The following is a 12,898-nucleotide window of genomic DNA, read 5'->3' as shown; positions in this document are numbered from 1 at the left end:
GTTTTAGTTGCACGCTATTTTTAATTGCTCAAGTTTTCTGACCTTGGCCCAAATTCAGTGTAGTGCTAAATCAGAGATCTTCGTCTTTCCGGAGACTTCTGGTTTAGCTTGGCACTGTTTTCAGGGAGGAGTTCATATTGGTATAATCGCCTGAATCATTGATAGCCATTTTCTTTCCCGCATACCTAGTTCTCTCACTTTGAATCTATTCTTGGAGCGAGCCTTACAGGTCAATCACTTTGAGCACAGTAAAAGCCGGTATGTATTAAGTCACATAAGACTAATAACAAATTGCAACTTGATGGCTAAATTAAGGGGCGGTAGAAATGGCGAATAATTGGTAATCATTGGTAAATAGTGGCAATCTATGTCAATGATAAATAACGCAAACTATTGATTTTCGGTTGTTCTGGTAGGAACTCATAATCGCTTGGTCGTTGGTTCAAACCCAACAGGGGCCCGGGATATCAAGGGTTTATGTGCAAACGTAGGCCCTTTTCCTTTTCCAGACGCCCTCAAAATAGCAGAGATCGGTCAGCCACCGGCCAAACCTGGACCTATGCTTATACCGGCAGGCGCCGAAGACGCCCGCCGGGTATACCGCACTATTTCAGCCCAACGCTCAGGAGGTCGGTAATGCCATCATGTGGTACTTATTGCCATTGAAGTTAAAGAAACCGACGTCTTCGAACTGGTTGCGGGTATGAAACGCATACGAGCGCGGGTTCAGCACATTGACAAAGGTAACGATGACGGGATAACGCGGTGCAAACACCTTGCGCTGATACTCAAGCAGCATCTCGCCCACGCCCCGGCCACGATACTCTTCTGCGACGCAGATGGGGCCATACTGATATGAGCTTACTGCATCCAGTTTTTCCCCCTGGTAGCGATATTCGTTGAGAATACTTGCCATGTATTTAAACATGGGCCACGGGCTGAGAAATTCCCACGATCCGCCGAGCAGCAGACCAATGACCTTGTCACATGAACGATCAACGGCGATCACCACACCACTTTCGGCTGAACTTAGTTCGCTTAATTGCTGCTCCGTCATATCGGTGGTGACAAATCCATTCGCCCGTTGCTCGCCTGCAAGATTTTTTGCGTGATAGCGCTCCAGCAGTTGTTTCACCTCAGGGATGTCTACGTCTTGCGCCAGACGAATGACGATATTTTCATTGACCATTGCCATTTCATACTCCTGTAAAATATTTTACTGAAAGCGTCACCATCATCGCACCCACGGTGACAAACAGAACTTTGCGAATGATTTCACCATTGGTTTTAATGGCGGGCAGAACCATAAGCGCCATGTACCTCTGCATTTATTGCTTCAATATAATCAGTACAGGCGGGAATGATGGAGGATAGGGTGATTTGCCAGGTATAAAATTGCGGCAACTTCCATATTACATAACAGTCCTCTTCAAGCCTTTTTCTGAATTCGTCTGTTGGTATGGGAAACGCGTCTTTGATACGATCTGCGATTGATAGAATAATTCCATTCTTCATAAACATACCCTGTCCTGAAGCTACCAGCATAATAAGATTTATTTCACTATTTATCTGAATTGTTCATTCAGATATTTCCATTGTATTCTAAATAGTGCGATTAATTTATAACGCAGATTTATTAATCCCTTCAAGGTAGCGGATAAAATCCAGACGATCTTTCTATCTTTAGAGCTTACTACAAACCCTTAAATTTTAATCACATAATTTTTACAAAACATTATCCTGCGAGCCATTAGCTGAATCAGTTCAGCAAAACACTGTCAATGATTCATTAATAACTAATGGAAATAAGATATATCAGTATTAGCAAGGCTACTGGATACGACGTTTCTCAAGTCAGGTCAGCGATGCGGATAACTGCGCATTCCTATTCCTACTGCCCTCAGGAGCGTTGATGTCGAACGGTTCGGCTTGACGGTAGCGTTCCATCGGTCGACTATGAGGGCATGGCGCGATATCGGTATGCCCTTAGACCGGTTATGTTGTCAGGGATGAAAGACAGCGATTGCATGACTACCGTCTCCCTTGTGATGAGCATGGCCGCGGTTGCATAAAAGGCTAACGCAAGCGAGAAACGGCACTATGCAACTTTTTTAGTTAAGCTCATTCTTTTCCCGGCGGTATCTGGTCAGCCCTGTCTTTCATGACAAATGTTGGTGAATTGCTTATCCGCAATGAATGTGGCATAACACCAGTCCAGAATAGAAAGATGTAGTTTTTTATATTATTGGCTCCACATCGAGGATTGGCTGATGAGATTGACGGTTCTGGTTGATAATAATACATTAATTGACAGGTACCTTATCGGTGAACCTGGTGTGTCTTATCTGATTGAGTATGATGGTCAAAAAATCCTTTTCGATACCGGATATTCGGATGTTTTCCTGAAGAATGCGCAGACGCTGAAAATTGATTTAACCAGTATCGATAGCATCGTTTTTTCTCATGGGCATAACGATCATACCTGGGGGCTAAATCATTTAGTTCAATATTATGACCGGATAAATTTCATTCCTGAAAGAAAGATAAACTTAATCTGTCACCCAGATGCATTAACCCCAAAATACTTTGATGCAAAAGCCATCGGGATAAACTACAGATTCGATCAAAATGATCCCTTTTTTGACAAAATTTGCAGCAAAAAACCTTATCCACTCACTGAAAACATTATCTTCCTCGGTCAAATACCAAGGGACAATAAATTTGAGATGCTGACACCGGTAGGCCAAACGGTGGATGATAAAAGCGAAATTACAGATGATTACGTTATGGATGATTCTGCGCTGGCAATAAAAACAGAAGATGGACTGGTGGTAGTCACAGGCTGTTCTCACGCGGGAATAGCTAACATTATTGAATATGCAAAACAGGTTACCGGAGAAAAACACATTGTTTCGGTCATTGGCGGGTTCCATTTGCAAAATGCTGATGAAGATCGCCTCATGCAGACAGGGGATTACCTTAAAGTATTGTCCCCAGACTCCGTCTATCCGTGCCATTGTACCGATCTTGCGGCGAAGGTTAGCCTGGCGCGTTTTATCAAAATTAACGAGGTCGGCGTTGGATTAACGCTGAATTTTTCTGCCACCGGGAAATAAATGTGAAAGCGCGCAGATGACAGCGCCTCTGAATGCCATCTGCGCCGGCGCCAACCCGACGCTAGCGAGCAAAACCTGCGACGCCCTGTCGCAAAAAGCGGGCCGCTGCTGAGCCTTTGCGCAGAAGAAGGCCGCTAACTGCGCATTTAGTCACTTTTTCTGCCGTTTTACCGCGGTCGCTTAGTTCAGTGACCGCACCTGCTGATAAGAATTGAGCCGTTCCCGCAGCGAGGTGAGCCAGACATCCGGCTCCTGACGGCAGATTTCGGTGAGGATCGGCGTCAGCACCAGCTCGGCTTCATGGAAGTCGGTCCACTCCGGCGGCTCCAGTGAAAAAGGATCGTTCATCAGCCAAATCACCATCGGCGTCCAGGCGCGCGGATCCAGTTGCAGATAATCCTGACAGCGCATCATATCTCGGGTCCGCGCCTCATCGGGGACGACATCCTTTCCCACCGCGGCGCTACTCATTGCCAGTACTGTTATTCCTGCCATTAGATGTTTCCAAACCCATTTTCGCCAGAAGGCGCGTTTTTCTTTCGCCATTGTTATTATTTTACCTGCCAGTTGTCGCCGGACGATATTCCCGAGAACTCACCTTAATAAGAGCAGATTAATCGTTTGCATTTTTTTTAACAGCAGACCGCGCTGAAGCAAGTGAACGCCCGTTCCTACAGCTGTCATCCAGCTATGCAAATATATTCGTCTGGCTCAGCTCCACAATATTTCCCTGGCCCAAAACGATTTGTGTTACAATTACGCCTTATAACGGCATCGATAAAAATAACCCCCGCCGCACCTGCACCAGGCATCGCCCTTCTTTTTTCATATCAGGATTTACGCCCCCATGAATGCGATAATCATTGACGATCATCCATTGGCACGTATCGCCATTCGCAACCTTCTCGACAGCAACGGTATTACCGTCGCGGCAGAGCTCGACAGCGGCGCTCATGCCGTGCAGACCGCGGAAAGCATGCAGCCTGACCTGCTCATCGTCGACGTCGATATTCCGGAGCTCAGCGGTATCGAGGTGCTGGAGCAGCTGCGCAAACGCCGCTACCAGGGAACAATCATCATCATTTCCGCTAAGAATGAACTGTTCTACGGCAAACGCAGCGCCGACTGCGGAGCAAATGGTTTTGTGAGTAAAAAAGAGGGAATGAATAATATCCTCGCCGCAATCGAAGCAGCCAATAATGGCTACAGCTATTTCCCCTTTTCACTGGAACGCTTCTGCACCCACGGCATCACCGATCAGGACCGGCTGGATACGCTGTCAACGCAGGAGATGAAGGTGTTCCGCTATATTCTCAGCGGCGTCGACTACACCACCATCGGCAGCAAAATGAACATCAGCAATAAAACGGTAAGTACCTATAAGGTCCGTCTGATGGATAAATTAGGCTGCAGCACCCTGCTTGAGCTATATGACTTTGCGCAACGCAATAAAATAGGGTGATGGCATGGCGGTTCGTCTTATTTTATCCGTCGTTGTCGGGCTGGCGCTGAGCCTCTCGCCTGCCGCGTATGCCATGAAACAGCTGGAGCTGAAGAGCCATTCTCATATCGCGGCGATCGATATCCCGCTTAGCGGTAAGGAGAAAGCATGGCTGGCGGCGCAGCCGACGCTGACCGTCGGGACCTGGCTTCCCGAGAGGACGCCCATCGTCTATGACGGCGACGAGAAAAGTTATCAGGGCATTAACGCCGACTATCTAGCGCTGATGGCGCACAGCCTCGGACTGAAGGTGATTATCCGCCAGTATGACACCGAGCAGCAGGCGCTCACCGCCCTGGCCGACCGCCAGGTGGATACCCTGCTCACTCAGGTGGCGCACCGGGATGCGCTCGCCCCGGGCCTGGATCAATCCGCGCCGCTGCTTAAAACCTGGCCGACGCTGGTCACCTCGCTGAAATCCCCTCTGCCGCCGCTGACCACTGACCGCCGCGTCACGCTGGCCTGCACCCGCGATTGCGCTTTTTTCGATATTATTCAGCAGGCGTTTCCCAACGCCAAAATCACCCTTTATGATAGCGACTATCAGGCTCTCGCCTCGGTGGTCAGCGGCGAGAATCAGTATTTTATCGGCAACAACATCACCACTGGCCACTGCATCTCGAAATATTTCTCGCAATCGCTGGTTATCGCGCACTATTTTCGTCAGCAGGAGCAACACAACCGCTTTGTCACCCGTGACGATCGGCCAGAGTTGCATCAACTCTTCGACCGTTTTATCCATGCCGTCGACAGCGACACCGCGATGCGGATCATGCAAAACTGGCTCAACCGTGGCGATCTGTCGTTTCTCAATACCCCGCTTACCTTTAGCCCCGAAGAGCAGCGCTGGCTGCAGAAGCATCGTCGCGTCCGCCTGCTGGTGAACCCCTATTTTCCGCCATTTACCCTGGTGGATAACGAGGATGAACTGCGCGGCATCATGGCCGATATGCTGAATATTGTCTCACTCCAGACCGGCCTGCAGTTTGACCCTATTCTGGTGCGCAACCGTCAGGCTCTGGCAAAGCGCATGGAAAAAGAGGACTGGGCGATCATGCCCGCCACCACCCTGACCCCACAGCCGCAGGCCTACGTCACCCTCAGCGATCCGCTCATTAACGTGGCCTTTGTGCTGGTCGCCCGCGGCAGCGCCCCCGATCAGCATCTGCTGACGCGCTCGGCGCGGATCGCCCTGCCGGTCGGGCCTATCGCCGCCCATGATCTGAAAGCGCGTTTTCCGCTGATTAACTGGGTGGAAACGGATAACGTTGGCGTCGCCATGAAGATGGTAGAGGAAGGCGAAGTGGATGCCGCCGTAGCCTCGGAGCTTTCCGCCCGCTATATGATCGACCACTACTATCCACAGGGTCTGCACTACACCCGCATTGATGGACTCCCCGTCGCGGCCATTCGGCTGGCCATCCCGCGCGATGAACCGGTGCTGGCCGCCATTCTTAACAAAGCGCTGCAGGTTATTCCGCCACGGGATATTCTGCAGATGACCGAGAAGTGGTCGAAAATCTCCAGTCAGCAAATAGAGAACTGGAGCCAGTACAGCCGCCAGTTTTACCAGCTGATCGCCTTTGCGCTGGTGCTGATCGCCATCAGCCTCGGCTGGGGACTCTCTCTGTGTCGGGAAGTGCGCAAACGTAAAGACTCCCAGCAGCGGCTCGAGGAGGAGCTGGCGCAGAAGGAGGCCCTCTCCTGTGCGCTGGAGCGCGAAAAAGACAAAGCGATTCAGGCGACAAAAGCCAAGAGCCGCTTTCTGGCCAGCATGAGCCACGAGCTGCGCACGCCGGTGAGCGCCATCGTCGGCTTTCTGGAGCTGCTGGCGAAACCTGAGCTGAACGTCGGCCAGCGTAAAGAGGCGATCGAGCTGGCGGGGTCGACGGCGCAAACCCTGCTGGGACTTATCGGCAATATTCTTGATATCGACAAGATTGAATCGGGAAAATACCAGGTTACCCCGCAGTGGAGCGATGTCGCACAGTTAGTGTCGCAGCAGTGTCATACCTTCGACGCGCTGGCGCAGCAAAAGGGCATCGATCTGCACTACCATAATGCGCTGCAGGAAGGGACCATGCTGTGGGTCGACCCGCAGGCGCTACGGCAAATCCTCAATAATCTCATCGGCAATGCGCTGAAGTTTACCGTCGAAGGCGCAATTCAGGTCTCCTGCCGGCTGACGCCGGCGAATGAGACACAGGGAGAGCTGGCCCTCATGGTTAGCGACAGCGGCTGCGGGATCAGTGAAGCAGAGCAGGCCACCCTCTTCCACCGCTATGCCCAGGCGCGCCAGGGACGCCAGCAGACCGGCTCCGGACTGGGGCTGGTCATTTGCAAAGAGCTGGTTGCGCTGATGCAGGGTCGCCTGGAGATGGTCAGCCGTCCGGGCGTGGGGACCACTTTCACCATCACGCTGCCGGTCAAGGCGAGCCGCTGCGCGATCCACGCGCCGCAGGCGTCGCCCGCCAGACCGCAGGCTCTACCCGGGCTGGCGATACTGATAGCGGACGATCACCCCACCAACCGGCTACTGCTCAAGCGCCAGCTCAGCACTATCGGCTATAGCGTCGATGAAGCCTGCGACGGTGAAGAGGCAGAGAATAAGCTCGCCAGCAAACATTACGATCTGCTGATAACGGACCTCAATATGCCGAAGAAAGATGGCCTGGCGCTGGCGGCCTCACTACGCCGTCGCTATCCGGGCCTGGTAATTTGGGGCGTGACTGCCAGCGCGCTGCCGCAATCGCGGGAGGCGTGTCTGGCCAGCGGCATGAATATGTGTCTGTTTAAGCCGGTGTCGGTCCAGACGCTGAGTCATGAGCTCAGCCGTTTAGCGGTGGGCCGCGCATCACCTCACGCTACCCGGCACCTGAAGCTCAGCGTGCTGAGCGAGAATACGGGGGGAGACCAGGCGCTGATGAATGAGATGCTGGAGACGTTCCGCGATGCGTCGGCCGCGGATTTACAGGCTGCCGGACAGGCAATCGCCCGGCATGAGCCGCAGATCTTTCTGCGGGCGCTGCACCGTCTGCACGGTTCAGCACAAATTCTGGGGATTACTGCGCTACAACAACTGTGCGCCCCTTTTGAGGCAAAGCGGCCTGATTCGCTGACGCCGGCAAGCTGTCTGGAGGTGGTACAGCGCATCACCGGCGTCATGCGCGAGATCGATGGCGAAATCGACGCCCTGATCGGCCGCTAGCCGTTCCGCTCGGGCAGTCCGCCTGCCCGAGCGTTAAGGGGACATCCTTGTCAGTTTTTTCCTCTGCGCTCTCTCAGGGTGGAACAAGTATCAGTTGCCTGCCACCAGCATCTCGCTATCCACCACAATGCCCTCTTCAGCGCCCTTCAGCACCAGATTCGCTTCGTAATATTTACCGGCTTTCAGCAGTTCTTGCGCCTGCGCTACCGCCTTACGGGTCTGGTTAAGCGGCATCAGATACTGGTTCTCAATCACGCCAATACCGGCCAGACGCAGGGTATCGATAGCCCCTTTCTGATCGCCTTTCGCCAGCTTTTCGTTGGCGGATTGGATAGCGCTCTCTTTTTCCGGCGTGGCCACATAGTCTTCAGACAGGGCGATAGAGGCGTTAATGATCACATAGCGATCGGCGATCATTTTGGCTTTAGCATCAGTTTTCACAAACTTCGCCCAGCTGGCATCATCGGCGGCCAGCAGCGCGGCGGCGTCGTCTGTCAGTTTTTTGGCGCTATCCGGCTGGCCATGGAACAGCGCCAGACGGGCGAACTGGATGTCGCGCATCGCATTCGCGCCCTGCACCGCCACCTGCAGCACATCGGCGGCTTCTTTCTGTACCTGCGTCGTGGCTGCCGCGGCTGGCGCTGCCGTCGCGCTATCTGTTGCCCATACCGGAGAGGTACTCATCATGGTTGCCAGCAGGCTCGCCAGAATGACTTTTTTCATCGTTGACTCCTGATTAAAATCGGTAAGCATCACCAAACGCAGCCAGCTTAAAAAATATCGCGGGCATTGAGAATCAGAGCCCGGAAGTAATATTGCGGGCCTGGTCTGACAGCTGTCAGACCAGGCGTATAAAGTGACCTCGGCGCTCTTATTTACGCCTGCCGATCGCGCGGCCTACTATTTTCCTCAGACCTTTCTTTTGGCCCGCTGAATAAACCCTCACGCTTTTTATTCAGCGTCAGGCCGCCAACCGGGATCTGCGGAGCAATTATGTTTATGTTTAGCCATTACACCTTAAATGCGTTTAGCCCACGCGTCTTCATTCGATATAAACGGCATGCCTGCCTGATGGCGGTATTGCTGTTTATCTGCGGAGCCTGTTGTCTGGCCTGGCCGTTGGTCGCCGGCTGGTATCTCGCCACAGTAATCGGCATGTTATTGATGATCTGCGGCTTCTATTCGCTGTACAGCCTGATTGTCTTCCGCCAGCAGCACTGGAAATCACGCCTGGTGGCGCTGATCTTCGCCATCGCCTGGATCGTGCTCGGCCTGAGCTTTGTCATCAATCCCCTCAACGGTATGAGCAGTCTGGCCATTTTATTTGGCTTTTTATTTGTTCTCGGCGGTATTTCCCGCATCGTTAACGGATGTCAAACCCGCAAACAAAGCGGCGCTGGCTGGAATATTTTTATCGGCCTGTTGGATTTACTTATCGCCTGCCTGTGGCTGGCCATGAACCCGCAGCAAAGCTGGTTATTTATTACCGCCTTTATCGGCGTTGAAATGATATTTAGCGCCATCGGCTTGTTGGTCCTGCGCAATAAAATGAAGCACGCTCAGGCTTAAGCCCTATTTTGTCACTGGAGAAGAAAATGAATTTACCTAAAGCACTCGTATTGACCGTGGCGGCTACCACATTCTGTCTGATGACCAGCCCGGCGTTCGCGGTTGAGGAAACCACGCCGCAGAATATGACCTGTCAGGAATTTATGGATATGAACCCAAAAAGCATGACCCCGGTGGCCTTCTGGGTAGTGAATCGCAACACCGACTTTAGCGGCGGCGACTATGTTGACTGGCATGAAGTCGAGACCGTTTCGGTACCGAAAATGCTGCAGGAGTGCCACAAGAACCCCGCCGCTAAACTTGGCGATCTCAGCGCGGTCATCAAAAAATAACCCCCCCCGGCATCAGGCCGGGGAAACCCGCCGCGCTGCGGCGGGTCCCGCTTTACTCATCGATACCGCATTCGCACGGCAGATGGCGGCCGATAAGCTTGCGATACAAAAACGCCCCGATAATCGCCCCCACCACCGGCGCCAGCAGCGGCACCAGAAAGTAAGGGATCGCCAGCCCACCGGTAAAGGCGATCGAGCCCCACCCGGCCAGACTGGTAAACAGTTTTGGGCCGAAGTCGCGCGCCGGATTCAGCGCAAAGCCGGTTAGCGGCCCCATCGACGCGCCGATCACGGCGATCAGCAAGCCAATCAGCAACGGCGCCAGCGGCCCGCGCGGAATTCCGTTGCCGTCGTCGGTCAGGGCCATGATCATCGCCATCAGGATTGCCGTGATGGTGGTCTCCACGGCAAACGCTTGTATAAAAGTGATATGTGGATGCGGGTACGTGGAAAAGACCCCGGCCAGGTTAAGACTGGCGGCAGTGCCGCGCACGATATGCTGACTCTGTTCAAGATCGAGAAACAGCTGGCGATAGAGCCCATACACCAGCGCGGCGGCGCAGAAGGCCCCGGCCGTCTGGGCAACAATAAACGGCAGCACCTTGCGGCGTTCAAAACAGGCGAACAGCCACAGGGCAATGGTCACCGCCGGATTAAGGTGCGCGCCGGAGACACCGGCCGTCAGGTAGATGGCCATGGCGACGCCAAGGCCCCAGATAATACTGATCTCCCACTGACCAAAGCTGGCCCCGGCGACCCGCAGCGCAGCGACGCAGCCCGCGCCGAAGAAAATGAGCAATCCGGTGCCAAGAAACTCGGCCACGCACTGCCCGGTTAAGGTAGAAGTCTGGTTCATTATCGGCATCCTGAAATAGCACGTTAAAGAGAGAGGCTGGCGCGAGCGCCCGTTTAATTCGCCTGACCGGCCAGTAGCAGCCCGGTGGCGACCGCATTGCGCGGCCCTTCTGTTCCCCGAATATTGCCCTGCCCGGCGACCACGCCATAGTGCGACAAGGCTTCCGTGATAAGCTGCGGGATCTCAAAGTCCAGCGATGAGCCGCCCACCAGCACCACAAAGGCGATATCGCGAATGGAACCGCCGGGTGAGACCTGGCGCAGCGCGCGCAGGCAGTTTGTGACAAACACTTTCTCTTTCGCCTGCCGGCGCACGAGACGAATTTTTTCCAGCGGGCTGGCGTTATCGATCGGCACCAGTTCGCCCTCCTTGATGTACACCACTTTGGCGAACACCGCCGGGCTGAGGGCTTCCCGAAAGAACTCCACCGCGCCATTCTCGTGACGAATACTGAACAGGCTTTCCACTTTGGCCAGCGGGTATTTTTTTATCGCTTCCGCCAGCGAAAGATCCTCGAGGCCCAGCTCGGTTTTAATCAACAGGCTGACCATATTCCCAGCCCCGGCGAGATGGACCGCCGTTATCTGCCCCTCCGCGTTGACGATCGCCGCATCCGTCGAGCCGGCGCCGAGGTCGAGGATCGCCAGCGGCGCCGCACAGCCGGGAGTGGTTAACGCCCCGGCGATGGCCATGTTGGCCTCCACGCCGCCCACCACCACCTTGGTCTGCAGTCGGGCGCTCAGTTCGCGGGCGATAACCTGCATTTGCAGACGATCCGCTTTCACCATCGCCGCCATCCCGACGGCATTCTCCATGGCGCACTCGCCGGCCATCCCGCCCTGCACCTTGCGCGGAATAAACGTATCCACCGCCAGCAGATCCTGGATGTATATCGCGCTCATCTCATGGCCGGTCAGGGACGCCATTACCTTGCGCACCCGCTCAAGCATGCCGCCGGCGTGGGTGCCCGGTTCGCCGCGGATGTCGCGTACCGGAGCGCAGGCGCTCATCGCCTGCATGATGGCTTCCGCGCCCTCGGCGACATCGGCCTCTCCGCGGCGCTTTTCGCCGCCAATGTAGAGGTTGCCCGCCGGGATCACCCGCGACTGCACATCCCCCTGCGGGGTCTTGAGCACCACCGCGGAACGGTTGCCAATCAGGGCGCGGGCGATGGGGACGATGGCCTGGGTCTCTTCCGGGCTTAGCCCGAAGAAGGTGGCGATCCCGTAGGGATTCGACAGGATCCGCACCACCTGGCCCGGCGCGGCCACTTCCACCGCCGCCATCACCCCCTCGGGGACCTGCTCCAGCAGCGTCACTTCATCTACCACCGGCAGGGTTTTACGCAGGCGGTTGTTCACCAGCACGCCGTCGTCCTTTTTGAGGATCGCCGCCACCACGTTGATCCCCCGGTCGAGCGCCTCATTGAGCCACCACACGGCGTCAAGGAAATCGACGGCGTCGTCAATCAGTACGATCCACCCCTCGGCATACTGCGCCGCCGGCAGCGTCGCCAGCCGCCCGAGGGCGATAGTCGTCCCCACGCCAACGCCCACCCCGCCCGGCGTCTGCGGGTTATGACCGATCATGGTCGATTCGGTGATAATGGTCTCGGTGATGGTCTCCATCGCCACATCGCCAATCACCGGCGCGGCTTCGTTAAGATAGATGCGAGAGACATCGCTCATCGACCACGGTGTTTTCGCCAGGGCCTGCTCCAGCGCGGCGAGGGTCCCGGCGATATTGTCCCGCGTCCCTTTCATGCCCGTCGTCGCGACGATCCCGCTGGCAACAAACGCCCTCGCCTGCGGGTCGTCGGACGCCAGCGCCACCTCGGTGGTGGCGTTGCCGATATCAATCCCGGCTATTAACGGCATGCTGACCTCCGCTTAGCTTCCTTTACGCAGCTTATGCCGCTGCTGATACACTTCCGCCGACTCCCGGACAAAGGCGGCATTCACTGTCGCATGCCAGGTGTGCTCCAGCTCGTCGGCGATCGCCAGCAGCTCCGCCTGCGAGGAGCGGAACGGGCGCAGCGCGTTATAGATAGCCAGAATGCGCTCGTCAGGAATGGCGATAAGCTCCGCCGCGCGGCGGAAATTGCGCGCCACCGCATGGCGCTGCATCTGCTCGGCAATCTGCGCCTGGTACTCAAGGGTCTGGCGGGAGATCCGCACATCCTGCGGGCCCACCTCGCCAGAGAGCACCTTCTCGAGGGTAATATCGGTCAATGGTTTGCCGGTAGGCGTCAGGATATGCTCCGGGCAGCGGGTGGCTAACGGATAATCCTGCACGCGCATGGTTTTCTCGCTCATG

12 protein-coding genes and 1 pseudogene are annotated in these 12,898 nt (G+C 55.0%); 6 read left to right on the top strand and 7 right to left on the bottom strand.

All coding sequences use genetic code 11. The features are described 5' to 3' along the window. Positions 1 to 622: 622 nt before the first annotated feature. Entirely contained in the window at positions 623 to 1,195 is a 573-nt protein-coding gene (locus KB890_RS17560) for a GNAT family N-acetyltransferase (RefSeq protein WP_022631436.1), read from the bottom strand. Between the two features lie 92 nt (positions 1,196 to 1,287). Further along, positions 1,288 to 1,521 carry a hypothetical protein gene (locus KB890_RS17555; protein WP_071579674.1) on the bottom strand — a complete coding sequence of 78 codons (234 nt, stop codon included), beginning with the start codon at positions 1,519 to 1,521 and terminating at the stop codon, positions 1,288 to 1,290. 749 nt (positions 1,522 to 2,270) lie between these two features. Here KB890_RS17555 and KB890_RS17550 point away from each other — a divergent pair. Next, positions 2,271 to 3,116, top strand: a complete 846-nt coding sequence (locus KB890_RS17550; protein ID WP_022631434.1) for an MBL fold metallo-hydrolase — start codon at positions 2,271 to 2,273, stop codon at positions 3,114 to 3,116. Positions 3,117 to 3,147: 31 nt separating this feature from the next. After that, a pseudogene (locus tag KB890_RS27595) lies at positions 3,148 to 3,228 on the top strand (hypothetical protein); the annotation flags it as partial. A gap of 68 nt (positions 3,229 to 3,296) precedes the next feature. Here KB890_RS27595 and KB890_RS17545 read toward each other — a convergent pair. Beyond that, positions 3,297 to 3,662 (bottom strand): HdeA/HdeB family chaperone, encoded by a 366-nt coding sequence (locus KB890_RS17545; protein WP_004144804.1) that lies wholly within the window; start codon positions 3,660 to 3,662, stop codon positions 3,297 to 3,299. A 301-nt stretch (positions 3,663 to 3,963) separates the two neighbouring features. Here KB890_RS17545 and evgA point away from each other — a divergent pair, with 301 nt between their 5' ends. Both evgA and KB890_RS17535 read left to right on the top strand, forming a co-directional pair. Continuing rightward, a complete protein-coding gene (evgA, locus tag KB890_RS17540; RefSeq protein WP_004900721.1) occupies positions 3,964 to 4,578 on the top strand; it encodes an acid-sensing system DNA-binding response regulator EvgA in 615 nt (204 codons plus the stop codon). A gap of 4 nt (positions 4,579 to 4,582) precedes the next feature. Beyond that, positions 4,583 to 7,825 (top strand): ATP-binding protein, encoded by a 3,243-nt coding sequence (locus KB890_RS17535; protein WP_004149871.1) that lies wholly within the window; start codon positions 4,583 to 4,585, stop codon positions 7,823 to 7,825. A 90-nt stretch (positions 7,826 to 7,915) separates the two neighbouring features. Here KB890_RS17535 and KB890_RS17530 read toward each other — a convergent pair whose 3' ends face one another. Next, a complete protein-coding gene (locus KB890_RS17530; RefSeq protein WP_004144810.1) occupies positions 7,916 to 8,578 on the bottom strand; it encodes a YfdX family protein in 663 nt (220 codons plus the stop codon). A 240-nt stretch (positions 8,579 to 8,818) separates the two neighbouring features. Between KB890_RS17530 and KB890_RS17525 the strand changes: the two genes are divergently transcribed. Both KB890_RS17525 and hdeB read left to right on the top strand, forming a co-directional pair. Next, the gene (locus KB890_RS17525) at positions 8,819 to 9,394 is read left to right on the top strand and encodes an HdeD family acid-resistance protein (protein ID WP_020324491.1); all 576 of its coding nucleotides are present in this window, start codon (positions 8,819 to 8,821) and stop codon (positions 9,392 to 9,394) included. A gap of 26 nt (positions 9,395 to 9,420) precedes the next feature. Beyond that, positions 9,421 to 9,726, top strand: a complete 306-nt coding sequence (hdeB, locus tag KB890_RS17520) for an acid-activated periplasmic chaperone HdeB (protein ID WP_002917655.1) — start codon at positions 9,421 to 9,423, stop codon at positions 9,724 to 9,726. Positions 9,727 to 9,778: 52 nt separating this feature from the next. On the opposite strand, the gene KB890_RS17515 is transcribed toward hdeB, so the two are convergent. Genes KB890_RS17515 through KB890_RS17505 form a run of 3 tightly spaced genes read right to left on the bottom strand, consistent with a single transcriptional unit; the run spans position 9,779 to position 12,897 of the window. Then, positions 9,779 to 10,582 carry an MIP/aquaporin family protein gene (locus tag KB890_RS17515; protein WP_002917658.1) on the bottom strand — a complete coding sequence of 268 codons (804 nt, stop codon included), beginning with the start codon at positions 10,580 to 10,582 and terminating at the stop codon, positions 9,779 to 9,781. 53 nt (positions 10,583 to 10,635) lie between these two features. Further along, positions 10,636 to 12,459: a diol dehydratase reactivase subunit alpha gene (locus KB890_RS17510; RefSeq protein WP_020324494.1), complete on the bottom strand. Its 1,824-nt coding sequence runs from the start codon at positions 12,457 to 12,459 to the stop codon at positions 10,636 to 10,638. Positions 12,460 to 12,471: 12 nt separating this feature from the next. Then, positions 12,472 to 12,897, bottom strand: coding sequence for a glycerol dehydratase small subunit DhaB3 (locus tag KB890_RS17505; protein WP_002917670.1), 426 nt, complete (start codon positions 12,895 to 12,897; stop codon positions 12,472 to 12,474). Position 12,898 lies beyond the last annotated feature (1 nt).

The sequence above is a fragment of the Klebsiella sp. P1954 genome (assembly GCF_018199955.1).
Classification (GTDB): Bacteria; Pseudomonadota; Gammaproteobacteria; order Enterobacterales; family Enterobacteriaceae; genus Klebsiella; species Klebsiella pneumoniae.
The sequence above is the reverse complement of the archived record's forward strand: the minus strand, read 5'-3'. Positions and strand labels throughout refer to the sequence as shown.